Below are 23144 nucleotides of genomic sequence, written 5' to 3' on the forward strand. Positions count from 1 at the left end.
GATGGAATAGCACAATTCGCACGGATGGGAACAAGTTTGCGCAAAACGGAAGGGTAATCTACCGAAATGGACGATACAGACAGATCTCTCGTTTCTGCGCTACGCCACGACGCGCGCGCGTCGCTGTCAGATTTGGCCGCCGCCTTGGGCGTGTCGCGCACCACGATCCGCAGCCGGATCGAGCGTTTGCAGCGCAGCGGCGAAATCGTGGGGTTCTCGGTGGTGCTGAAGGCAGATGCAGCCCGCGATCCGGTGCGCGGCCTGATGATGCTGGGGATTGAAGGACGCGGCACCGACCGCATCTTGCGCCAACTCAATGGACTGAGCGCCGTGCGCACCAGCCACACAACCAACGGGCGCTGGGATATCATCGTCGAAATCGGCGCCGAGACGTTGGAGGAGTTTGACCGCGTTCTCAGCCAGATTAGGCGTATGGACGGCATCGTCAGCAGCGAGACAAACCTGCTGCTGTCGACGCGCAAATCGGCCGGCTAGCGGCGCGCCGCCATGCCCCACAGCACCGCCAGCGCGAGGGATGCCAGCATGTTCCAGCTTGCCATCGACAAGCCCGCCATCTGCCATGCGACCTGATCGCACATTACCACGCCTAGCGGTCCATCAAGGCTAAGCAGATCGGCGCCCGACCCGGCGCCGATGCTGCCACCAGTGCAGGAGGTCGGACCCTGCCACCAACCACGCTCAACCCCCGTATGATATGCGGCGATGCCAGCCGATGTCAGCGCGGCGAGCATACCCAGCCAAGGCATGAGGCGGCCATGTGACCAGCGCCCCAGCGCCAGTGCGAAGAGGCCGATAAACGCCGCAGCCACATGCGGCCAGCGCTGCCACAGGCACAGCTTGCAAGGGGCCAGACCGCCGATATGTTGAAAGGCGTAGGCCCCGGCAAGCAGCGCGACAGAGCCGAGCGCGGCGAGGGCGATATATGCGTTGCGCGACATGGGTTAGAATACCTTCAGCACTAAAAAGCCGCCAACGAGGCAGGCAAAGAACAGCACGAACATCAGGCCCAAGCGCCGCTCGACGAAATCGCGGATAGGCGCGCCAAACTTCCACAAGAGCGCAGCAACGACGAAAAACCGCAATCCGCGCGCGAGGATTGACGTGGCGACGAACGTAACCAGCGGCATTCCCGTCCAGCCCGACATGATCGTGATAACCTTGTAGGGAAAGGGCGTGACGCCCGCCATCAGCACCGCCCAGAAACCCATATCGTTAAACCGGGTGCTGAATTCGTCCATCGCATGCGCCTTGCCCAGCGATTGCAGGATCGGCTGGCCGATCTGCTCGAACGCCAGCGCGCCGATGGCATAGCCCAAGAGGCCGCCCAGCACCGATGCCAGCATGGCGACGCCGGCGATCAGCCACGCGCGGGATGGCCGCGCGAGGATCATAGGGATCATCAGAACATCGGGCGGTATGGGAAAAACCGAGCTTTCGACAAAGGCGACCAGCGCCAGAACCCACAGGGCGTGGGGGTGTTCGGCCATGGCGAGGGTGCTGTTATAAAGGCGTCTGATCATCAGCGTCGTGCGCTCCGGTTGTGGACAGATGGCTCAGACCACGGACGGGCAGGGCCGGTCAAGCCCTGCCGGCGCCTGCATGCGGGCATTAAGGCCCGACCGTGGGTACAAAAAACCGCGTAGCCGGTCAGCGGGGGCTGGACGGGCGCGCGGCCATTCGTTAGACGACAGTCCTAGTGCGCCCAAGTGGCGGAATGGTAGACGCAGGGGATTCAAAATCCCCCGCCGCAAGGCGTGCCGGTTCGAGTCCGGCCTTGGGTACCACCTTGCTTTTGCAAGGTTTTCCGTGAAGATAGTGGAAGTGTCGTGTGTAAGATTTCGCTCCGGCGGCCCCGCCCGGCTTTCATATGGTCAGTTGGCGCGCCGCATCTGCGCGTCGCGCGCCATTTCCCTTCGATTCGCATCCTTATTAAATTGCTTCCGTCGCAGGGCCGGGGCGACGAAGCCTCAGCCGAGCAATGCTGCGGGCTGCGCTGCACACTCTGCACATAATTTAGGGCGCCGAGGTTGCCCCCGCCGCCCTTAGATCATCTGGCTGCTTGTTTCAGTTAAGAGCTTTGTCCGAAATTGCGTGTGTCCATGCGGCATCGCCGGGATCGGCCGTAATTACCGGATCAGAGCCGCCCGACAACAGCGAGTCCACCGTGCGCTGAAAGTCTGCTGGATCAAGCGCGCCATTGCTGCCTGCTGTCAGCTTGGCTACTTCCTTCATCATGCGGATTTGGTGCTCTTCGGTTTGCGCACCTGAGGCGTCATTATCGAGAACAATCATGGCGGCATCTTCGGGGTTTTCCTCGGCCCATTTCCAGCCCTTCATCGACGCACGAACGAAGCGCACCATTTTGTCTGCAAATGCGGGATCGCTCAGGTTCTCTTCCAGAACGTACATCCCGTCTTCTAATGTCGCGACGCCCTGATCTTCGTACTTGAACACGACCAGATCCTCTGGCGTCAGACCTGCATCGATGATCTGCCAGTATTCATTATATGTCATCGTCGACACGCAGGCCGCTTGCCCTTGCAGGAGTGGGTCAACGTTAAAGCCTTGCTTCAGCACTTCGACGCCAGCGTCAGAGCCGTCAGTCGGCAGGCCAAGTTTGCTCATCCAGCTGAGGAACGGATACTCGTTACCAAAAAACCAGACGCCCAGCGTTTTGCCTGGGAAATCTTCGGGGCTCTCGATCCCGGCATCCTTGCGGCAGGTCAGCATCATACCCGAGCTTTTGAAAGGCTGCGCGATATTCACCAACGGCAGACCTTTTTCCCGGCTCGCCAGCGCCGATGGCATCCAGTCCAGCACCACGTCAGCGCCGCCACCCGCGATGACCTGCGCGGGTGCGATGTCTGGCCCGCCGGGCTTGATCGTAACGTTCAGATCCTCGTCGTCATAGAACCCTTTGTCCTGCGCGACGTAATAGCCCGCGAACTGCGCTTGTGTGACCCATTTCAATTGCAGGGTCACGTCGTCGGCGGCGTAGGCGCCCACACCCCATGCGCCAAGCGCCAGCGTGCCCATTGCCGTTGTAAATTTCTTCATTTTCAGTCTCCCAAGTTGGTTTTTTATCTATTTTCGACTACGTTGCGATGGATGCCAGAATGTCACCGCTTTTTCGACCAGCGCAACCCCGCCGTAGAATGTGCTGCCGGCAATAGCGGCCACGACAATTTCGGCCCAAACCAGATCCATCGCCAGCTGGCCGACGGAGGTAGAAATCCGAAACCCCATTCCGTGCGTTGGCGAGCCAAAGAATTCAGCGACGATTGCACCAATAAGCGCCAGTGTGGTGCCGATTTTCAACCCGTTAAAGATGAATGGCATCGCGCTAGGGAGCCGCAGCTTTAGCAGCGTCATCCAGTATCCCGCGCCGTATGTTCGCATCAAATCGCGTTGCATCGGCTCAGACTCTTGCAAGCCCTGCACCGTGTTCACCAGCATCGGGAAAAACACCATGACCACGACAACCGCAGCTTTTGACTGCCAGTCGAAGCCGAACCACATGACCAATATCGGGGCCATGCCGATGATGGGCAGGGCGGCTACGAAATTACCAACGGGTAGCAACCCGCGCTGCAGGAACGGGAACCGGTCGATTGCGACGGCGATAACAAACGCACTGCCGCAGCCAATGGCGTAGCCTGATAGCGCGCCTTTGATCACCGTCTGCAGAAAATCCTTCCACAGGATCGCAGTTGAATTGGCAAAGGCCACTGCGATGTCTGACGGCGCTGGTAGCAACACTTTTGATATGCCCAGACCGCGCACAAGCGCCTCCCACACCAGCACAAGCGTCACGCCAAAGATGATCGGCGCGATCACCCGCGCCAGCGAGCTGTCGGGCCTGCGCGCCAGCCACGCATTAAACTGCCAGCCACTGATCCAGACGATCAGGCCAAATGCCAGCCAGCTCATTGCGCCATCCCCATGGATTTAAGCGTGATCCGCTGCACGGCACCAATCAGACCGACCAAAGCCGCCGCTAGTACCGCCGCCATGATCAGTGCGCTCCAGATTTGGATGGTCTGGCCGTAATAACTACCGGCCAGCAATCGCGCGCCCAAGCCTGCGACCGCCCCGGTCGGCAATTCGCCAATGATCGCGCCCACGAGGCTGGCAGCGACACCGATCTTCAACGACGTAAAGAAGTACGGCATCGACGATGGCAGCCGCAGCCGCCAGAATGTCTGCGCCGCACTCGCGTGCCATGTCCGCATCTGGTCAAGCTGCATCGCGCTGGGGCTGCGCAGACCTTTGACCATGCCGACGACGATTGGAAAAAATGATAAATACATTGAAATCATCGCCTTGGGCAGCAAACCTGATATGCCCACTGCATTGAGCACCACGATGATCATCGGCGCGATTGCAAGGATGGGAATGGTTTGACTGGCAATGACCCACGGCATCACGCTCATATCCATTGTGCGGTTGAAGACAATCCCGACCGCCAGCAGCGTGCCCAAAACTGTGCCAAGCACAAAGCCAAGCATGGTCGCGCTGAACGTGATCCAAGCGTGATAAATAAGCGAGCGTTTGGAAAATCCGCGCCCTTTAAGGACCATCGCGCCAGTGGTTTCCCATATCTCCGCCGCGACTTGATGCGGGGCTGGCAGTTTTGGCTTTTGTTGGCTCCATGTGTCGGCAACAAGTTGGGTGAAGCTTAATTCGACGCCAGCCCGCGTCGCCTTGTCTTTGGCCCACGGTGTGTTGAGCATCACAGCACCCGCGTACCAAAGCGCAAGAATGGTCGCGACGACGGTAAGGATTGGCAGGACATTGCGCATCAGACCAGCCTAACTTTCATCGTTCGGCAAATACCTGAAGTGTGACGCCGGTTTGGGACTGGGTTGAGCATTTTAAGATATATGAACGTCCGGCGCCGGACAGAACGGGCAGCGCCAAGCGTGATCCAGCGGCGCTCAATCATCAGCATGCCCCGCACGCAGGCCATCGCGAACGCGGTGGGCGATTTCGATAAATTCGGGCGTGTCACGAATGTCGAGCGGCCGGTCGCGGGGCAGGGGGCTGTCGATCACATCCGCGATCCTACCTGGCCGCGGCGACATGACCACGATTTTGGTGCTAAGGTAGACCGCTTCTGGGATGGAGTGGGTGACGAAACAGATCGTTTTGTTTGTTAGCTTCCACAATTGCAGCAACTGCTCGTTCAGGTGATCGCGCACGATCTCGTCCAGCGCGCCGAATGGCTCGTCCATCAACAAGAGGTCGGCATCAAAGGCAAGCGCGCGCGCGATTGAGGCGCGCTGCTGCATCCCACCCGATAGCTGCCACGGGAATTTATTTTCGAATCCAGCAAGTTCCACCAGTTTGAGGACTTTGGCGACGCGTGCGGTCTGATCAGCCTTGTCGTAGCCCATAATCTCTAACGGCAGACGGATATTGCCGCCAATGGTGCGCCACGGATATAGGCCCGCCGCCTGAAAGACGTAGCCGTAAGCGCGCGATCTGCGCGCCTCCTCGGGGCTAACGCCGTTAACGGTGATCGTGCCGGATGTGGGTTTTTCGAGGTCGGCCAAGACCCTCAGGAAAGTCGTTTTGCCACATCCCGAGGGGCCAATAAAGCTAACAAATTCGCCTTGTTGTACGTCTAAGCTGACGTCCTTTAGGGCGTGGACGGGGCCGTCATTTGTCTGAAAGGTCAGGGAGAGGTTATTGGCGGAGATTACAGTATCGCTCACGCGTCAAATCCCCATAGTTTCGCTTCTGCAAATTCCACCGAATTGCCCGCCGGGTCCCGGACATAAATGGATCGTGCGCCGCCGGGCCAGTGAAAATCTGCTTCGATCTCGATGTTGGTATTTGCCAGATGCGCGGCCCAAGCGCCCAATTCGCCCGGTTCAGCGCGAAAGCAAATGTGCCCCTGACCGATGGCGCCATGCGGCGGCACAGGGAGCTTGCCTGAGGCCTTGTCGGTGGCCGCCGGGTTAAACAACAAAACCATCGATGTTTCGCAGCGTAGGAATACATGCCGCCCAGGCACGCGGCTGTCCTCTTGGAGGCCAACGGTATTTTTGTAAAAGTCTGCAGCGGCATCCAGATCAGAAGCGTACAGGGCTGTTTCCAACACAAAGCGAGGGACATGAGGTTTTGGTGTCATGTCCACTTAAATCCCCGCCGGAATGTTCAGCGGATCGCGGTGGATCATCTTCGGCGCGGTCAATGCTTTCCACTTGCTAAGTGCCGTCATTGCCGATGGGAACGCTGGGCGCGGGACGAATTTGCCGCGACCGGGCTGTGGCTGCGAGTTTTGCCCCCAACTCCAGATGACTTCGCCGCGACTGATCGTGTAGCGGCTGTTGGCAGTGACCTCAAAACCCTCGAACACATTGTAGTCAAGGATTGAGTGGTGGTTGGAGTGCGAGATTGTCTTGGTGATCTTGGGGTCCCAGACCACGATATCGGCGTCTGCGCCCTCGACTATCGCGCCTTTGCGTGGGTAGATGTTCAGGATTTTTGCCACATTGGTCGAGGTCACCGCGACGAACTCGTTCGGTGTCAGGCGGCCCGTCTCGACCCCGTGGGTCCACAGGACCGGCATGCGTTCCTCCAGCCCGTTCGAGCCGTTGGGAATGATGCGGAAATCATCGCGGCCAGCCCGCTTTTGCGCGGTGGAAAAGGCTGCGTGATCGGTCGCGACCACCTGTAGTGAGCCCGATTGAAGGCCCGCCCAGAGGCTGTCCTGATGGGATTTGTTGCGGAACGGCGGCGACATGACACGCTGTGCGGCATAATCCCAATCGGTGTTGAAATAGACTGACTCGTCCAGCGTCAGGAACTGCGCCAATGGCTCGCCATAGACGCGCATGCCCTTTTGACGGGCGCGCCGGATCGCCTCGTGCGCCTGTTCGCAGCTGACGTGCACAATGTACAAAGGCACGCCCGCCGCGTCGGCGATACAAATCGCACGGTTCGCCGCTTCGCCCTCAAATTCGGGGGGGCGGGAGTAGGCGTGGCCCTCTGGCCCGGTGATGCCTTCGTCAAAGTACTTCTGCTGCATGTGCGCGACCAGATTGCCGTTTTCGGCATGCACCATCGGCAGCGCGCCCAGTTCGGCGCAGCGTTTGAATGACGCGAACATCTCGTCGTCCTCGATCATCAGCGCGCCCTTGTAGGCCATGAAATGCTTGAAGGAATTGACGCCCATCTCCACGGCATCTTTCATCTCGTCAAAGATGTTCTCGTTCCAGCCGGTGATCGCCATGTGATAACCGATATCGCTGCAAATCTGCGGCGCGGACTTCCTGTGCCATTCGTTTATCGCGTTCTTGATGCTGCCATCCGCGCCCGGCAGGCAGAAATCGACCAGCATCGTGGTGCCGCCGCAAGCCGCGGCCCAAGTGCCTGTCTCGAACGTTTCCGCCGCCGTGGTGCCCATGAATGGCATCTCCAGATGCGTGTGCGGATCAATGCCGCCGGGGATGACATACGCGCCCTCGGCGTTGATATATTCGTCGCCCTTGAGGTCCTCGCCGATCTGCTTGATCGTCTCGCCCTCGATCAGGACGTCCGCTTTCCAAGTGCGGTCGGCGGTGCAAACGGTGCCGCCTTTGATGACTTTGGTGGTCATTGATCTTCTCCCTGATTTCTCATTCGGATTGGTCTGAGCGCCGGGACTCCAGCAATCCGCGCGTTAAGTGTCCACCTGATGCCGCTACGGCAACCACCGCTATTTTTAGACGCCGGGTCATCAACTCACCCCTCAACCCCCGCAGTCTCCACAACCGCGTGCATCAGAACGTCCGCCCCTGCCACGGCCCATTCCTTGGAAATCTCCTCAGCCTCGTTATGCGACAGCCCGCCGACGCAAGGACACATCACCATTGCCGTTGGTGCCACTTGGTTAATCCAGCAGGCATCATGCCCCGCGCCCGAGATTAAATCCATGTGCGAATAGCCCAGCCGTTCGGCGGCATTTCGGATGGCTGTCACGCAGCTTTCGTCAAAGGTGACGGGATCAAAGCCGCCTGCAACTTCGAATTCTACACCCAGCCCCATGTCATCGCAAATCTGCGTCGCGGCGGCCTTCATTTGCGTCACCATATCCGCGATCACATCAATATCGGGTGAGCGGAAATCAACTGTAAAGACCGCCTTGCCGGGGATCACATTGCGCGAGTTTGGGTAGATGTCGATATGGCCTGCCGCGCCAACCGCGTGAGGCCCATGCGACAGCGCGATTTCCTCGACCTTCTCCAACACCCGCGCCATACCCAGCCCGGCATTTTGACGCATCGGCATCGGGGTCGATCCGGTGTGGCTGTCTTTGCCGGTGATAGTGACTTGGGTCCAGCTGAGGCCCTGACCATGGGTGACGACGCCGATATCTTTTCCTTTGGCCTCAAGAATTGGGCCCTGTTCGATGTGCAACTCGAAAAATGCATGCATCTTGCGCGCGCCCACAGGCTCCTCGCCCTTCCAGCCGATGCGCTCCAATTCAGCGCCAAAGGTTTTACCTTTGGCATCCTCGCGCGCGTTCGCCCAGCCTTCGTCATGCACGCCCGCGAACACACCTGAGGCAAGCATGGCTGGAGCAAACCGCGTACCTTCCTCGTTGGTCCAGTTGGTGACGACGATGGGATGCTTGGTTTTTATGTCCAGATCATTCAGAGTGCGGACCAGTTCGAGCCCGGCCAGTACACCAAGGACGCCGTCGTATTTGCCGCCCGTGGGCTGCGTATCCAGATGCGAGCCGACATACACTGGCAGCGCGCCCGGATCGGTGCCCTCGCGGCGGTGGAACATGTTGCCCATCGTGTCGACGCCCATCGTCATGCCCGCGTCGTCGCACCACAATTGAAACAGCGCGCGGCCTTCGGCATCCTCATCAGTCAGGGTTTGTCGATTGTTGCCACCTGCGATGCCGGGGCCGACCTTGGCCATGTCCATCAGGCTATCCCACAGCCGGTCGCCATTTACCTTTAGATTTACACCTGGTGCGGTCATGTCATCCCCCTTGCTAAGTTGTGTGCGGTTTGGCAAAGCGGCCCCGCGCATTTTTTACCAACTGGTTAAAGATACGATTGCGGAGCGCCCCGGTAGTGTCAACTATAGTCTTGGTGCAACGCGCAGTTCTGGCTATTCTAGCCTTTGATGCGCTGAATTCCGCGCCGCAGCCTGAGAGGAACCAGATGCCGCGAGACGCGACCAAAACTGCCCCCAAGGATGGGGAAGACGCGCAGCTTAGCCGTATTCAGCAGCGCAATCGCGGGCTGATACTGAATGCGGCTCTTGATGTATTCTCGCAGCATGGGTTTCGCGGTGCAACGTTGGACCAGATCGCCGATGGCGCTGGTCTGAGCAAGCCGAACATTCTGTATTACTTCGACGGTAAAGAAGACATTCACGTCACGCTTTTGAACCAGTTGATGGATCGCTGGCTGGCCCCTCTGCGCGAGATCGACAAAGACGGCGCGCCACTGGAGGAGTTGATGCGCTACGTGCATCGCAAGCTGGAGATGAGCCAGACATATCCGCGCGAAAGCCGCTTGTTTGCCAATGAAATCCTGCAAGGTGCGCCCCGTATCGCGCCGCATCTGGAGGCGGATTTACGCCCGCTAGTCGATGCGTCGGCGGCCATGATTGAAGGGTGGATTGCAGAGGGAAAACTAGCGCCAGTGGACGCGCGTCACTTGATATTCTCTATTTGGGCAACCACGCAGCATTACGCGGATTTTGAGGTGCAGGTAAAGGTTTTGACGGGGGACGCCGACGTACATGAAAGGGCAAAGGCGCATCTGGATGCGCTCTTTCGGCGTTTGTTGACGCCCTTGGTGCCCGCAATCAACGAAGGCTGCGGCCGCGAAGCAGTTTGACGCTCACGCGCAGAAAAGCCGCTAAACTTATCGGGCTAGACGTTCTGGCTGCGAACCTATTCTGCGGCGCAAGTGCCGGGGTTGTTCGGGTGTGTTGTCCAGTTTGCGTACTCTTTCTCTACGACCTTGCCCGTACGTGGATCGACGCTGCCGGGAGCCATGCGTTCCATCGTGATGCAGTCCTCGACCGGGCAGACATTTACGCATAGGTTGCAAGCGACACACTCGGCGTCGATCACTTCGAACACACGCGCGTCTGACATGGAAATCGCCTGATGCGACGTGTCCTCGCAGGCGGCGTAGCAGCGACCGCATTGGATGCAGGCGTCCTGATCAATGACTGCCTTGGTCACGTAATTCAAATTCAGGTCCTGCCAGTTGACTGTGTTTGGCACGGCCCGCCCGACGATTTCAGATGTGCTGGACAAACCTTTTTCGTCCATCCACTGACTAAGCCCTGAAATCATCTCCTCCACGACTTTGAAGCCATAAGTCATAGCGGCGGTGCAGACCTGCACATTGCCCGCACCGAGGGTCATGAACTCTGCGGCGTCACGCCAAGTCGTCACCCCGCCGATCCCGCTGATTGGCAGACCTGCCGTTGCAGGATCACGGGCGATTTCGGCCACCATGTTCAGTGCAATCGGTTTGACGGCGGGGCCGCAATAGCCGCCATGCGCGCCTTTGCCGTCGATGGTCGGTTCGGGCGCGAATAGGTCGAGATCAACAGAGGTGATCGAATTTATCGTGTTGATCAGGCTGACCGCATCTGCGCCGCCCTCTTTGGCGGCCCGCGCGGGCAGGCGGATATCGGTGATGTTCGGCGTGAGTTTTACGATGACTGGCAAATCGCTGTGTTTTTTGCACCAATGCGCGACTTGGCCGACATACTCGGGCACCTGGCCCATGGCACTCCCCATGCCGCGTTCGCTCATCCCGTGGGGACAGCCAAAGTTCAGCTCGACCCCGTCGCATCCGGTATCCTCGACCCGGCGAAGTATCTCTCTCCACGCGTCCTCGTTCATTGGCACCATCAGCGATGCGATAAGTGCATGATCGGGGTAGTCGCGTTTGACGCGCGTCATTTCCTCAAGGTTCACCTCAAGCGGCCTGTCGGTGATCAACTCAATGTTGTTCAGCCCCAATAGCCTGCGATCCGCGCCGTAAATCGCGCCATAGCGGGGGCCGTTTACGTTCACGACTGGCGGACCAGCCTCGCCGAGTGTTTTCCAGACAACGCCGCCCCATCCGGCATCGAATGCGCGGCGGACGTTGTATTCCTTGTCCGTCGGCGGCGCAGATGCCAGCCAGAACGGGTTTGGGGATTTAATTCCAATGAATGTGCTGGTCAGATCGGCCATCATGTTGCTCCGGTCAGTGTCGCGTGAATATCCATCGCGGCGTCGCGTCCCTCGGCCACCGCCGTGACGGTCAGATCGTCGCCGCCAGCCGCGCAGTCGCCGCCCGCCCAAATGCCGCGTATACTGGTGCGGCCTGTGCTGGATACGGCGATCTTGCGCCCGTCAAGCGCAGGGAGGCTGTCGCCTGTCAAACTCTGGCCAATGGCCCTAAACACCTGATCCGCAGTGAGGCGGAAAGTCTGGCCTGTGGCCACCAGATCATCGTCTGAATACTCAAATTCGATCTCGCGCACCGCACCGTTGCCGATCACGGCGCGGGGGGCGGCGTTGGTGATGATCCGCACGCCCTTGGACGCGGCAAGATCCTGCTCAAACACGCTCGCATTCATTCTGTCGCGGCCTCTGCGATAAACCAGCGTGACATTCAGCGCGCCAAGTAATTTGGCTTGCACGGCGACATCTATAGCCGTCATGCCGCCACCAATAACGACCACATCGCGGCCAATAGGCAGCGTTGCCACATCGCTTGCCTGGCGCAGGGCGGCGATAAAATCGACCGCATCATGCAACCCGCCCATGTCATCGCCATCCAGCCCCAGCGCATTCACACCGCCCAGTCCGATGCCGAGAAATACGGCGTCAAACTCTGACTGCAGCGTTTCCAGCGATAGGTTTTGACCGAGCGCTTGCTCCGTTTCCACGGTGATCCCGCCGATCTGCAACAGCCAATTGACCTCGCGCTGTGCGAAATCGTCGACCGTTTTATAGCTTGCGATACCGTACTCATTCAGCCCGCCCGGCTTGGCGTGCGCGTCAAATAGCGTGACGTCATGGCCGTGCATTGCCAACCGGTGTGCGCAGGATAGTCCCGCAGGTCCGGCGCCGACGACCGCGATCCGCTTGCCCGTGCTAGCGGCGCGGGTGAAGGGATGAACGCCTGCGTTCATTAGCGCGTCGGTCGCGTAGCGTTGCAACCGGCCAATCAGCACTGGCTTGCCCTCCGCCACCTCGCGCACGCAAACCTCTTCGCAAAGTGTCTCGGTCGGGCAGACGCGGGCGCACATACCGCCCATGATGTTCTGCGACAGGATCGTGCGTGCCGCCGCCTCTGGCGTCCCGGTTGCGATCTGGCGGATAAAGAGCGGAATATCAATATCAGTCGGGCAGGCCGTGATGCAGGGCGCATCGTGGCAAAAATAACAACGATCAGCGGCGACGAGCGCCTCATGGTCATCCAACTGGGGATGAAGGTCCGAGAAGTTCTCGGCGTAATTCTCAGGAGGCAGCCGACCAGGCAGAATCCCGGCGGTATAAGTGTTATCTGTCACGGGATACGATCCTCTGGCTACTGGATAAGACAGGGTTACTATCTCACAGAAAATTATTTTATCAAACGGTAAAAAATTTAGATCGAAAAAAGTTGTCTTTCCCGCTGCTTTTCCATCTTGGGCAGGGCAAAAAAAGGCTCCGGCTGTGGCGCTGATGGTGACAATTACCCAGCAATTGCACGCTATAGCGGCGGGGCAGCGTGTGCCTGATTTTCCACGGTCTAGCCCAGTCTCAACGCCATCGCCGACGGCCCTCGCTACAAGAGCAGTTTTCCCAAATCCGCGGCGATTCAGACCACGATCCGTCGATTCGAATGGGCCCGTTTCCAATCTGGAACAAATTTGCAATATGGCGGGTGATTGTTGCCATATCAGCGCGCCACATTTACCATAACTGTTGCCTAATTTATGTCACAATTCAGCCTTCCGTGCAGCATTCGTGTGTCTTTTCCCACAACTTAAACGTGTGATTGAATTCATGCAGCGAGCGAATTTCCTCGCAATAATTTGCTTTTTACGATTATTTAATCGAATTTTCGGGCGATTTCAGACCCCTGTGGATAAGTGAAAAAACACGGTATGCGGGTTTTTCCACAGGGTGCATCGCCATTTAATTGCCACATTTCGATCAAAATTCATTGGGCAAGACGGCGTGTGTGACTTAAACGGAACTAGCCCAACTGGGGGGCAAATGTTTGTGGTCACGGAGGCGGCCGCGCGAAACACACATCGTTGCGGATGTGGCAGTCGCGCACGCGCTACCTCTCTACGAGAACCGTGTAAAACACGACAATCGCAGGTCTGTCCTGCGCGGCGATAGTGCATCTGCACACGCCACTCTCCCTCAGAAGAGGTGCGCGGCCTGAGGGCCGCAATCTGGCCGCTGCCCTAATCGGCGGCGTTGTGTAATGACCGCTCTTTGCGGTGTGCCGGCAACGGTGGTGTATGAGGATAAAGTTATGGCTATCGATAGAACGGACACCGGCACTGGCGTCGTAGACGGAACCACCGGGAACGACATAATCGACAATACATACACTGCCGACGCAGATTGCGATGTCGTTGATGGCGGCGATGCTCACCTTGCAGGCGAGAACGGTGACGATGACATCATCAATGCAGGCGATGGCAATGATGTGGTCGCTGCGGGCGCAGGCAACGACGAAGTGTTCGGCGGTGCGGGCGACGACAGCCTGGATGGCGGCGCGGGCAATGACCTCTTGGTCGGCGATCGCGACATCACCGACAATATCGCGAGCCGCGAAGCCTTTAAGTGGAGCGATGCGCCCGATCCCAACGGCGGCGGCCGTTCGGGCATCGACAACGGCGACGCGCTGACCTCGTTCCAGCAGGATACAGGCAACGTTAACGTGTCTTTCACCAGCACGTCGGGCGGCCCGACCGTCTATAACCCTAGCTCAAATCTCGTCTCGGGTATCAATACCGGCGGCGCAGGCACGGCCAATGCATGCAGCTCGCTGGACAGCCTGCTAAGCGAGGGTGCCAGCACTACATTCGGCCTAGACTTCTCGAACCCGGTCGAAAATGTATCGTTTCGCATCAATGACATCGACGGTGACGGCGTGGTGCAGGTGCGGGCGTTTGATGAAAGCGGCAACAGCATCCTTGTCAATCTGACCGGCGGATCGCGCGTAACCTTGCTGGATAATGACAGCGTGGCCGGCGCCGAAACGGCTGACGCCAATGGCAGCTATGGCTCTGACGACGACGCTAAATATTCGATCCTGATTGATATTCCCGGTCCCGTCGCGCGGGTTGAAGTTGTGCACAGCCAGGATGGCCCGCGGACCTCGGGCATCAAGGTGACGGACGTCTATTACGACAGCTACCCCGAAGTAGCCGAGGGTGACGATACCCTCAACGGCGGCGACGGCGACGATACTCTGTTGGGTGAGGGCGGCGCTGACGTTCTGAGCGGCGGTGCAGGTGCGGACGTGATTTCGGGCGGCGACGGCGCGGACAGCATCATCGGTGGCACTGCTGGCGATGTGGTCGATGGCGGCGCTGGCGGCGACGACAACGACACGCTCGACCTGTCGGGTAGTGGCCCGCTGCGCGTGGTCGGCCTGACGGACGATGCCGATGGGAATTCGGTTAGCGGCACGGTCGAATACCTCGACGCTCAAGGCGCCGTGACTGGCACCAGCACGTTTACCGAGATCGAAAACCTGATCCTGCCCGATGCGCCCGCGCCCGACGGCATAGTTGCCGGCACCGATGGCGACGACCTGATTGATCTGGGTTATACTGGCGACCCCGACGGCGACCGTATCGATGCGAATGACGCGATCCTTGGAAATGTCGGCTCAAACGACGATATCGTCGAGGCTGGCGCCGGCAACGACACTGTGTTCGGCCTGGACGGCGACGACGTGCTACGCGGCAATGAGGGCGATGATAACCTGAATGGCGGCAGAGGCAACGACACGATCGAGGGCGGCATTGGCGATGATTTCATTCGTGGCCAGAATGGTAACGATAGTATCCTTGGCGGTGATGGCAACGACACGATTAGCGGCGATCAAGGGAACGACTTTCTCGGCGGTGGCGATGGTAACGATCTGATCGAGGGCGGTGCCGACAACGACACCATCATAGGCGGTGCAGGCGCCGATACGATGCGGGGCGATGCAGGCCGGGATACGTTCATCATCGGGACTGCCGCCGACGGCAACGGTGATATCGCCGATGGCGGATCGCGCGGTGACGATTTCGACACGCTGGATCTGACCGGCGTGGGCAGATTCGAAATTGTTGGCCAGACCGTAGACGCCGATGGCAATTCGACCAGCGGCACCGTAAACTTCCTCGATGGGGCAGGCGCCACCACAGGTTCACTGACTTTTAAAGAGATCGAAAGCATCATACCCTGCTTTACGCTAGGCACCGTGATTGCCACCCCCAAGGGTGAGCGTGCGGTCGAGAACCTGCAAGTCGGCGACCGTGTCATCACGCGCGACAACGGTCTGCAGGAAATCCGCTGGATTGGTCGGCGCGATCTGGCGGGGGCGGAACTGCTTCAGGCGCCGCAGCTAAAGCCTGTCCTGATCCGGGCCGGCGCCTTGGGCCGCGGACTGCCCGAGCGTGACCTGCTAGTCAGCCCCAATCACCGGGTGCTGATGAACAACGAGAAAACAGCGCTCTATTTCGAGGATCGCGAAGTGCTGGCCTCGGCCAAGCACCTGACGGACCTTGAGGGTGTGGATGCGGTGGATACCGGCGCGATCAGCTATATCCACTTCATGTTTGACCAGCACGAGGTGGTGCTGTCCAACGGGTGCTGGACCGAAAGCTTCCAACCCGGCCAGCAGACATTGGATAGCATGGGCACCGCGCAGCGCGATGAGATCTACAGCCTCTTTCCCGAACTGCGCGATCTTGAGGGTGTCGAAGCTTACCAATCCGCCCGCCGCTCGCTCAAGAAGCATGAGACGCGCCTGCTGACCAGGTAGGCCAAGCCCGCCAGACAGGGTGCTGAGGCTTTATCGACGGCAAAACGGAAACAATCTCGGCCTAGCGCCGGGATTGCTTCGTTTTTGGAGGATGCAAATCAGATGCGTCTTGCAGGCGGTCAGTCCCGCGCCGCACGCCACAGCGCCCAATCCTTGGGTGTGTCGAGGTCAGTAATAGCGCGGTTGCCAAGCAAGGGGACAGGCGTGAACCCTTCCTTGCGCAGCAGCACTTGCGCGCCGGTATCGCCCGTAAGGGTGCCAAGAGCAGCAAATAATGAACGTGGAAATATTGTGGGATGGCCGGGTGTTCCGTCCTGGGCCGTAGCGCGTAGGATCTGATCCGGCGCGGCGACCTGTGCGGCAATCATCGTGTGCAAATCTGCCGTCTCAATATCAGGCAGATCGGGCAGCAGAACCAGCAGCGCGGTCACATCGCCGGGTAGCGCCGCTACACCCGCGCGGATTGATGCAGACAACCCCTGATCGGGGTCTGCGACATGAACCTGAGCCACATCTAAACTATCGAGCGCTGCGATCCGCGCCGGACGATCATGCCGGGTGGTGACGTAGACGGGCGCGCCGGTGGCAAGCGCGCGAAGGGCCTGCCGCACTAATAGCGGCTTGCCGTCCACGATTTCCAACAGCTTATCGCGCCCGTCCATTCGGGACGATGCCCCTGCGGCAGGCAGCAAGATCGCGCAAGTCACTCAGCTCTCCAGAGTGCGGGCCAGCGCGCAAAACTGCTCTAGCCCGATAGTCTCTGCGCGGTCCGTCGGCTTGATACCCGATGCGACCAGCCGATCCTCGATATCAGGTGCCAGCCCCTTGAGCGCAGAGCGCAACATCTTGCGACGTTGGTTGAATGCCATGGCGACTGTCCGCTCCAGCAGCTTGGCCTCTGCGGGATAGCGCGGCTGGGCCAGAGCCGTCAGATGCACAACAGCGCTAGACACTTTGGGCGGGGGCGAGAACGCGCCCGGTGGCAGGTGCATGACAACACGCGGCTCGGCCCGCCACTGCGCCAAAAGGGCAAGGCGACCATACGCCTTGGAGCCGGGCACGGCGACGATCCGTTCGGCCACTTCGCGCTGAAACATCAGGCTTAGGGACTGCCAGTAGGGCGGCCAAGTGTCGGGAGTTAGCCAGCGCACCAGCAACTCTGTCCCGATATTGTAGGGCAGGTTCGCAGCCACCCGGATGGGCGGGGTCAGGTGCTGGAGCGGATCAACTTTCAGTGCGTCACCCTCAATCACGGTTAGGCGGCCGGGATATGCCTCGGCAATCTCGGCCAGTGCGGGCAGGCAGCGGGGGTCCTTTTCAATTGCCAGCACATGACGCGCGCCCTCGGCCAGCAGGCCGCGCGTCAGGCCGCCGGGGCCAGGGCCGATCTCAATCACGTCGCAATTTTCCAGATCACCCGCGAGGCGCGCAATCTTGGCCGTCAGGTTCAGATCTAGCAGGAAGTTTTGGCCCAGCGACTTACGCGCGCTTAACTCATGCGCCTCAATGACGGCGCGTAGAGGGGGCAGCGCATCGATGCTCATACGCGGGCTGCGCCCATGCGCGCGGCCATTTTCAGCGCTTCGATCAGCGACGTGGGATTGGCAATACCGCGCCCGGCAATATCCAGCGCGGTGCCGTGATCGGGCGACGTACGCACGATAGGCAGGCCCAGCGTCACATTAACGCCCCGGTCAAAATCCAGCGTCTTGATTGGGATAAGAGCCTGATCGTGATACATACAGATCGCCGCGTCATAGTGTGCGCGTGCGGCGGCGTGAAACATCGTATCAGCGGACATCGGCCCAATCAGATCCATCCCGCCGGTCTGCAGTTCGGCAATGACCGGCGCAATCAGGTCCAGTTCCTCGCGGCCCATCTTGCCGCCTTCGCCAGCATGTGGGTTTAGCCCGGCGACGGCGATGCGAGGCGCGAGAATGCCAAAATCGCGGATCAGTCCGGCGTGCGTGATGCGGATCGTATCCAGCAGTAACTCGCGCGTCAGCGCGGCGGGCACTTCGGACAGCGGAATATGGATCGTGGTCGGCACAACGCGCAACTGCTCACTGGCCAACATCATCACAACGCGGGGCGTGCCAGTCAGCGCAGCCAGATATTCGGTATGGCCGGGATGGGCAAAGCCCGCACCGTCCGACAGCGCCTTTTTGTGGATAGGCGCGGTGCAGAGCGCCGACGCCTCACCGCTGCGGACCAGATCGACACCGCGCGCGATTGCGTCGATGACGCCCTGCGCATGGGCAGGATTTGGGATGCCGGGGGTCAGCGCGCCTTGCATGGGGAGGGGCAGCACAGGCAACCCAGTCGCGCCCGCCACTTGGCCCGGCCTGTCGATCAGGGTGACAGGGCAGCCCGCAGGCAGGTGCGATGGATCGCCGATCCAGAAAAAGGGCAGGGACGGTCCCAGCGCCTCCCACGCCTTTTGCGCCAGTTCAGGGCCGACGCCCGACGGCTCGCCGCAGCTGAGGGCGATAGGCTGAGAGTTGGATTTGGCCGGGGCTATGGCAGCCATTAGTACTCGATAATCCGCGCCTCGGCCTTCAACCGCTCCAGATAGCCATCTGCGAACGATTCCAGTCGGCGCGCGGCGATTTGCTGCGACAACTGCTCGGTCTGGTCGGGCGCGGCGGCTTGGCCATCCTCGCCAACTTCGCCCGCGGGCGCGGCTACTTCTGGGGTGTTGTTGCGCCCGCACATCATCAGCAGGACCAATGTCTGGCCATTCGCGCGCGTCACATCATACGATACCTCGCCGGGATCAAGCCGCGACAGCGAAATGGCAATGTCGTTTGGTATCTCGCCCGGTGCCTTTGTGCCGCGCTCCAGCACGTTGGCGGGCTGGCCCTTTGCGATCCCGTATAGGTCGTCGCAGGTGTCGGTCTGGGCCGCGACTTGCGCAGCCCGGCTTAGGGCCGCCGGGGTCCGGCCGCCGGGGATGTAATAGGCGGCGTATTCAATCGCGCTATAGGCGCGCTCGGGCGTGTCCGTTTCCTCGATATCGCGCAATTGGAACAGCGCAACGGCACCGTCCAGTGGCAAGGGATCGGTTACTTCGCCGGGCGCAAGGCCAAGCACCAGAGGCCGCAGAACTGGTGGCAGATTGGTGACCGCCTGCCATGGCAGCAGCCCGCCCGCATCACGGGTCTGCGTCGCCGACACTTGCCGGGCCTGCGCGCTGAACGCAGCGGTCGAGGTCAGGTCAGCAATTTGGCGCGCGCGCGCCATGACCTGCTCTTCGCCTGCGCCCTCGAAGGGGATGATGATCTCTGATAGCAGGACGCGGATGCCCGTGCCGTCTGTGTTGGCCGCGCGGGCGCGTTGCAGATCGGCCTCGCTGACGGACACGCGGGCGCCAAAGCGCGCCTGCGTCACTTCGCGCCAGATCAGGCCCGAGCGGACGAAGGCTTCGAACGTTTCCTTGGACACGCCGCCGCGTTCTAACAGAGTGATCATCTGATCGGCCTCAAGGCCACCCTGGGCTGCGAAATTCTTCATGCCGGCGAGGATCTGTTCGTCGCTGATGACAACCCCTTGCGCGTCGCCTGCGGTGGCCTTCAGCCGGTCCTCGATCAGTTGCTCGCGGGCAAGGCGCGTGGGATCGGCCGGTGCGCGCAGCAGTTTCAGCAGCTTGGCACGCTGGTCCAGCTCGTAGCGGGTAATGGCGGCGCCATCGACCTTGATCACCGGATCAAACAACCCTTGGGCCATTGCGGCATTTGGCGCGGCCAGTGGAGCGGCAGTGAGCGACACTGCCAAGCCAAGCAAGGTGGCGCGCATTGCGTTAGTTGCAGTCGTGGTCATAGAGGTCATCTTTTGCATTCCCGAACATAGCTTTTGTCCTCGGCGCGGGCGCTGAAGCCGCGCAGGCCGACGGTCAAAGAGATGTCCGTCGACGGCTCGAGGATAGTGGAAGAGGTGAAGCGGCGCGAGGCCGAAAGCGAGACATCAACGCATTCATTGGTATAAGTCACGCCGACGCCTGCCGTAATGTTGCTGTCGTTGGCCACGTCATAACGCCATTCGGCGCTGCCCGTCCAGTGCCGCGACACACGGTAGGATCCGTCGAATGCCCATTCCGATATGGTCCCAAGGCGATCTTGCTGCGGGTCAGACCGCAGCCAGATATAGGTCGCGCCCAGATTCAGCGCCGAGTTACTCCAACTGGCGCGCGCTTCGGCGCTGGTGGCGTCGGCAAAGCCGTTCAGCAGACTACGCGCTGTAAGGGTCAGACCGCTTTGCGTAGCAATTTGGCCCGCGACCAGCAGATCCGACGTGGTGCCTTGCAAACCTGACGATATCGAAAACGTCTGTTCGCCCGTCGCCTCGCGCTGGGTGCGGTCGCGAACAACCTGGCCCATGCTCAGCGTGCTGCGCAGTCCGCCGGGCGCGAACCTTGTCCAGCTTAGGCCATAGACGGCGCTTGCCCCCCGCTCGCGGCGGTCGGCCGACATGAAGCGCGACAGCGACAGCAGATTGCCCTCGTCGAATTCGGTGCGCGTGCTTTCGTCATTGGCGATGTTGAGCGTCTCGCCGCCCGCCCACGCCAGTTGCATCACCGGCTCAACGACGTGAACGGTTCCGCTCGCTGCTGTCTTGGACAGGGGATAGCGCAGGGTCACACCAATGGCGGGGGTCGCCTGCGTTATTGAGCTGAGCGATGTGGTGCCAGCGCCGTAGACCTCGATATGATCGACTGCGACACCTGCCTGCACACCTGCGCGCAGGCCGCCCAGCAGTGTCCAGTTGCGCAACCATTCGGCGGTGGTGGTCAGGCGCGCGACATCGCGCCCATCGGCAAATAGATCATAGTCCGTCCCGTCCGTGCGCAGCGAGGAGGAGCGGTAATGCCCATGCACTTGCGCCGAAAACCGAAGCTCGCCGCCGATGCGAGCCGGAAAGTATCGCTTCTCATAGTCTAAATCGCCAACACCGCTGGGCAATGTGCTGTTGCTTTGATCGACGCCTAACGTGTGATAATAGGTCAGCGCGGCACGGCGCCATTCGTCGCGGCGCACCCGCTCGACCGAGACGCCGCTATCAAGGCGATCCTTGCCGGAATAATCGTAATCGACGAGATAGGCATCGTCCTTGACCGTCTCGATGTTAAAGCGCAGCGTATAGTCGCGCGGCAGCTTAAACGTGCCGCTTCCGAACAGATAGGCGCGCCGGTCGCGCCGATTCAGATCATCGTCACTAAACGCGCCGTTAAATTCGATATCGCCTTTTGCAAAGGCTTGGCGATATCTGAATTCCAGCGTGCGCGTCTGGGTCGCGTAGTAGGGCGTCAGCGTCAGATCCTTGTCGTCGCCGATGCGGATAAAATACGGCACCTTGATGCCAAATCCCAGCAACGAGGTATTATAGAGCGTGGGCGCCAAGAAGCCGGTCGCGCGCGTCACTGTCGGGTCGGGCAGCCGCAGACGTGGGAAGTACGCGATCGGCACGTTCTTGATGCGGAACTGCGCCCCATCAAGGTAGAGTTGCCGGGTTTCCGAATCGTGAATGACGCGCCGCGCGCGGATCTGCCATAGTGGCGTCGTTCCATCGGCGCAGACGCGGCAGGACGTAACGGCAGCCTTGTAGAGTTGCGAGTACCGGCCATCGACGCGGTTCACCTGATTTGCGGCCAGCTGCAATTGGTCGTCCATAACCACCCGCGCGCCAGTCAGGATGCCGTTGCGCAGATCGCTATCAAGCGCGGCAGAGTCGGCCAGAACGGTCGTGTATTGACCGTCGAACAAGGTCAGCGGCCCAATAATTTCCAGCCGCCCGGTATCGCGATCATAGGCAATGCGCCGCGCCTTCAGGCGCTGGCCATCATAGACCGCCTCGACATTGCCGTCCGCGACCAGCGTTGTGCCGCCATCAATGAACACGTCGTCGGCGATCAGCAGCGCCGGGGCAGGGGCCGCAGGCGTGGCCCCGCGATCCTGCGCCAGCGCAAGAGCGGGCAAGATGGCCAACAGCAGGATAAGGAGGCGTAAAACGGGCGTCATCCGTCCTCCATATGCAGAACGATGCCGAGGGCAAGCATCAAAGACGCGGCAGGCGGCGCCCAAGCTGCGAGAATGACGGGGATTTGACCGTTTTCACCCAAGACCTGCGCAAAGTTGCGGATGTAATGCAGCGAGAATCCCAGCATGATCGCCACAAGCACCGACGCGCCGGTATTGGTGGTGCGCACATGCCGCATGGTGAAGGCCGCGGCGACCAACACCAACGCCATCAGGAAAATCGGGCGCGCCAGTTCCATCTGGTACCACACGGCATAGCGGCGGGCGGAAAATCCAGCCTCCTCCAGATTGGCGATGAAGTCGGGTAAATCCCAGATCGGGATGTATTCCGGCTTGCCAAAGCTGTCGACGATGCCCTCGCGCGTTAGCGCAGACGGCACAGTCATGCTGGCCAGGCGCTCGGCCCCTGCCTCGGAATTGGCGCCCATCGACAACTGCCAAAGCTTGACGTCCTCCAGCACCCACTCGCCTACGCCCAGCGATGCGCGCCGGGCCGAAATGCGGCGGATCGGTTCGCCGTCTGGCGAGAAGGAAAGGAACGTAGCATCAAATAACTCGGACACGTCCGCGCTGGCGGCGTCGGCGTGAATAACGGTCTGGCCCGACGCGCTGCCTTGGCGCAGCCACAGTCCTTCGGATGCAAGCGCAAGGACGTTGGTGCCGTCGCCCCTATAGCTGGCAACGAGGTCGTGATAGCGCTTGGACGATGCGGCGACTAACGGATTAAACACCGTGATCGACACCAACCCGACCAGTGCCGCCATCAACATGGGCGCGCTTATACCGCGCAGGCCTGACAGGCCGGACGCACGCACAACCACCATTTCGGACGACCGCGCTAGACGCACGAACAGTGCAACAGATGCGAGGATCATCACCAGCGGCAGGATCTCGTAATTGGCATGCGGAAGGTTCAGCAGCACGATTTCGGCTACGTCCCAGACGGGCAGTTCAGGAAAATCCTGCAACTCGTCGACCATGTCGATCAGGCCCAGTATCACAACGAAAACGGCGGTGATGCCCAGATAGGTCCACAGAAACTTGCGTGCAAAGTAAAGATGCAGGGTCATGGATGCAT

At 60.1% G+C, this 23144-nt stretch carries 20 protein-coding genes and 1 tRNA gene; 4 read left to right on the forward strand and 17 right to left on the reverse strand.

All coding sequences use genetic code 11. The features are described from left to right. The first annotated feature begins 66 nt into the window (after positions 1-66). Positions 67-495 (forward strand): Lrp/AsnC family transcriptional regulator, encoded by a 429-nt coding sequence (locus MK6180000_RS05880; protein WP_138933892.1) that lies wholly within the window; start codon positions 67-69, stop codon positions 493-495. Here the strand turns inward: MK6180000_RS05880 and MK6180000_RS05885 are convergent. Both MK6180000_RS05885 and MK6180000_RS05890 read right to left on the reverse strand, forming a co-directional pair. Beyond that, the gene (locus tag MK6180000_RS05885; RefSeq protein ID WP_138933893.1) at positions 492-959 is read right to left on the reverse strand and encodes a disulfide bond formation protein B; all 468 of its coding nucleotides are present in this window, start codon (positions 957-959) and stop codon (positions 492-494) included. The genes MK6180000_RS05880 and MK6180000_RS05885 overlap by 4 nt on opposite strands. A gap of 3 nt (positions 960-962) precedes the next feature. Beyond that, on the reverse strand, positions 963-1541 hold the full coding sequence (locus MK6180000_RS05890) for a YqaA family protein (protein ID WP_138933894.1): 579 nt from the start codon (positions 1539-1541) through the stop codon (positions 963-965). Positions 1542-1721: 180 nt separating this feature from the next. Between MK6180000_RS05890 and MK6180000_RS05895 the strand changes: the two genes are divergently transcribed. Next, a tRNA-Leu gene (locus MK6180000_RS05895) sits at positions 1722-1805 on the forward strand. Positions 1806-2085: 280 nt separating this feature from the next. Here MK6180000_RS05895 and MK6180000_RS05900 read toward each other — a convergent pair. The 7 genes from MK6180000_RS05900 to MK6180000_RS05930 form a co-directional block, all read right to left on the reverse strand. Further along, positions 2086-3078 (reverse strand): ABC transporter substrate-binding protein, encoded by a 993-nt coding sequence (locus tag MK6180000_RS05900; protein ID WP_138933895.1) that lies wholly within the window; start codon positions 3076-3078, stop codon positions 2086-2088. Positions 3079-3105: 27 nt separating this feature from the next. After that, positions 3106-3951, reverse strand: a complete 846-nt coding sequence (locus tag MK6180000_RS05905) for an ABC transporter permease (RefSeq protein ID WP_138933896.1) — start codon at positions 3949-3951, stop codon at positions 3106-3108. Next, positions 3948-4823: an ABC transporter permease gene (locus tag MK6180000_RS05910; protein ID WP_425466825.1), complete on the reverse strand. Its 876-nt coding sequence runs from the start codon at positions 4821-4823 to the stop codon at positions 3948-3950. The genes MK6180000_RS05905 and MK6180000_RS05910 overlap by 4 nt, the downstream gene beginning before the upstream one ends. A gap of 135 nt (positions 4824-4958) precedes the next feature. Then, on the reverse strand, positions 4959-5738 hold the full coding sequence (locus MK6180000_RS05915) for an ABC transporter ATP-binding protein (RefSeq protein ID WP_138933898.1): 780 nt from the start codon (positions 5736-5738) through the stop codon (positions 4959-4961). Then, positions 5735-6157, reverse strand: coding sequence for a VOC family protein (locus MK6180000_RS05920; RefSeq protein ID WP_138933899.1), 423 nt, complete (start codon positions 6155-6157; stop codon positions 5735-5737). Before MK6180000_RS05920 ends, MK6180000_RS05915 begins: the two co-directional genes overlap by 4 nt. Positions 6158-6163: 6 nt before the next feature. After that, positions 6164-7627: a dihydropyrimidinase gene (gene hydA / locus MK6180000_RS05925; protein ID WP_138933900.1), complete on the reverse strand. Its 1464-nt coding sequence runs from the start codon at positions 7625-7627 to the stop codon at positions 6164-6166. Between the two features lie 125 nt (positions 7628-7752). Beyond that, a complete protein-coding gene (locus MK6180000_RS05930) occupies positions 7753-9003 on the reverse strand; it encodes a Zn-dependent hydrolase (RefSeq protein ID WP_138933901.1) in 1251 nt (416 codons plus the stop codon). A gap of 185 nt (positions 9004-9188) precedes the next feature. On the opposite strand from MK6180000_RS05930, the gene MK6180000_RS05935 reads away from it, so the two are divergent. Further along, complete coding sequence (locus tag MK6180000_RS05935; RefSeq protein ID WP_138936363.1) at positions 9189-9872, forward strand: TetR family transcriptional regulator C-terminal domain-containing protein; 684 nt, start codon at positions 9189-9191, stop codon at positions 9870-9872. A 56-nt stretch (positions 9873-9928) separates the two neighbouring features. Here the strand turns inward: MK6180000_RS05935 and preA are convergent, their stop codons facing one another. Together preA and MK6180000_RS05945 are read right to left on the reverse strand one after the other, a co-directional pair. Beyond that, positions 9929-11233, reverse strand: a complete 1305-nt coding sequence (gene preA / locus MK6180000_RS05940; RefSeq protein ID WP_138933902.1) for an NAD-dependent dihydropyrimidine dehydrogenase subunit PreA — start codon at positions 11231-11233, stop codon at positions 9929-9931. Beyond that, positions 11233-12561: an NAD(P)-dependent oxidoreductase gene (locus MK6180000_RS05945; RefSeq protein ID WP_138933903.1), complete on the reverse strand. Its 1329-nt coding sequence runs from the start codon at positions 12559-12561 to the stop codon at positions 11233-11235. The genes preA and MK6180000_RS05945 overlap by 1 nt, the downstream gene beginning before the upstream one ends. A gap of 959 nt (positions 12562-13520) precedes the next feature. Between MK6180000_RS05945 and MK6180000_RS05950 the strand changes: the two genes are divergently transcribed. Continuing rightward, a complete protein-coding gene (locus MK6180000_RS05950; protein WP_138933904.1) occupies positions 13521-16034 on the forward strand; it encodes a Hint domain-containing protein in 2514 nt (837 codons plus the stop codon). 119 nt (positions 16035-16153) lie between these two features. Here MK6180000_RS05950 and MK6180000_RS05955 read toward each other — a convergent pair whose 3' ends face one another. The 6 genes from MK6180000_RS05955 to lptG are packed head-to-tail and all read right to left on the reverse strand — an operon-like array spanning position 16154 to position 23136. Further along, on the reverse strand, positions 16154-16741 hold the full coding sequence (locus MK6180000_RS05955; RefSeq protein WP_138933905.1) for a nucleotidyltransferase family protein: 588 nt from the start codon (positions 16739-16741) through the stop codon (positions 16154-16156). Then, positions 16742-17578, reverse strand: a complete 837-nt coding sequence (gene rsmA, locus MK6180000_RS05960) for a 16S rRNA (adenine(1518)-N(6)/adenine(1519)-N(6))-dimethyltransferase RsmA (protein WP_138933906.1) — start codon at positions 17576-17578, stop codon at positions 16742-16744. Next, positions 17575-18564 (reverse strand): 4-hydroxythreonine-4-phosphate dehydrogenase PdxA, encoded by a 990-nt coding sequence (pdxA, locus tag MK6180000_RS05965; RefSeq protein WP_138933907.1) that lies wholly within the window; start codon positions 18562-18564, stop codon positions 17575-17577. The genes rsmA and pdxA overlap by 4 nt, the downstream gene beginning before the upstream one ends. Continuing rightward, a complete protein-coding gene (locus MK6180000_RS05970; RefSeq protein ID WP_138933908.1) occupies positions 18564-19853 on the reverse strand; it encodes a peptidylprolyl isomerase in 1290 nt (429 codons plus the stop codon). The genes pdxA and MK6180000_RS05970 overlap by 1 nt, the downstream gene beginning before the upstream one ends. Positions 19854-19858: 5 nt before the next feature. Continuing rightward, positions 19859-22048 carry an LPS-assembly protein LptD gene (locus MK6180000_RS05975; RefSeq protein ID WP_138933909.1) on the reverse strand — a complete coding sequence of 730 codons (2190 nt, stop codon included), beginning with the start codon at positions 22046-22048 and terminating at the stop codon, positions 19859-19861. Then, entirely contained in the window at positions 22045-23136 is a 1092-nt protein-coding gene (lptG, locus tag MK6180000_RS05980) for an LPS export ABC transporter permease LptG (RefSeq protein ID WP_138933910.1), read from the reverse strand. Before lptG ends, MK6180000_RS05975 begins: the two co-directional genes overlap by 4 nt. Positions 23137-23144 lie beyond the last annotated feature (8 nt).

This window comes from Roseovarius arcticus (genome assembly GCF_006125015.1).
GTDB lineage: Bacteria > Pseudomonadota > Alphaproteobacteria > Rhodobacterales > Rhodobacteraceae > Roseovarius > Roseovarius arcticus.

Bases quoted from the DNA above. Each gene is read 5' to 3' on its own strand.
- MK6180000_RS05880 (WP_138933892.1), top strand. From the start codon at position 67: ATGGACGATACAGACAGATCTCTCGTTTCTGCGCTACGCCACGACGCG.
- MK6180000_RS05885 (WP_138933893.1), bottom strand. From the start codon at position 959: ATGTCGCGCAACGCATATATCGCCCTCGCCGCGCTCGGCTCTGTCGCG.
- MK6180000_RS05890 (WP_138933894.1), bottom strand. From the start codon at position 1,541: ATGATCAGACGCCTTTATAACAGCACCCTCGCCATGGCCGAACACCCC.
- MK6180000_RS05900 (WP_138933895.1), bottom strand. From the start codon at position 3,078: ATGAAGAAATTTACAACGGCAATGGGCACGCTGGCGCTTGGCGCATGG.
- MK6180000_RS05905 (WP_138933896.1), bottom strand. From the start codon at position 3,951: ATGAGCTGGCTGGCATTTGGCCTGATCGTCTGGATCAGTGGCTGGCAG.
- MK6180000_RS05910 (WP_425466825.1), bottom strand. From the start codon at position 4,823: ATGCGCAATGTCCTGCCAATCCTTACCGTCGTCGCGACCATTCTTGCG.
- MK6180000_RS05920 (WP_138933899.1), bottom strand. From the start codon at position 6,157: ATGACACCAAAACCTCATGTCCCTCGCTTTGTGTTGGAAACAGCCCTG.
- hydA (WP_138933900.1), bottom strand. From the start codon at position 7,627: ATGACCACCAAAGTCATCAAAGGCGGCACCGTTTGCACCGCCGACCGC.
- MK6180000_RS05930 (WP_138933901.1), bottom strand. From the start codon at position 9,003: ATGACCGCACCAGGTGTAAATCTAAAGGTAAATGGCGACCGGCTGTGG.
- MK6180000_RS05935 (WP_138936363.1), top strand. From the start codon at position 9,189: ATGCCGCGAGACGCGACCAAAACTGCCCCCAAGGATGGGGAAGACGCG.
- preA (WP_138933902.1), bottom strand. From the start codon at position 11,233: ATGGCCGATCTGACCAGCACATTCATTGGAATTAAATCCCCAAACCCG.
- MK6180000_RS05950 (WP_138933904.1), top strand. From the start codon at position 13,521: ATGGCTATCGATAGAACGGACACCGGCACTGGCGTCGTAGACGGAACC.
- rsmA (WP_138933906.1), bottom strand. From the start codon at position 17,578: ATGAGCATCGATGCGCTGCCCCCTCTACGCGCCGTCATTGAGGCGCAT.
- pdxA (WP_138933907.1), bottom strand. From the start codon at position 18,564: ATGGCTGCCATAGCCCCGGCCAAATCCAACTCTCAGCCTATCGCCCTC.
- MK6180000_RS05970 (WP_138933908.1), bottom strand. From the start codon at position 19,853: ATGACCACGACTGCAACTAACGCAATGCGCGCCACCTTGCTTGGCTTG.
- MK6180000_RS05975 (WP_138933909.1), bottom strand. From the start codon at position 22,048: ATGACGCCCGTTTTACGCCTCCTTATCCTGCTGTTGGCCATCTTGCCC.
- lptG (WP_138933910.1), bottom strand. From the start codon at position 23,136: ATGACCCTGCATCTTTACTTTGCACGCAAGTTTCTGTGGACCTATCTG.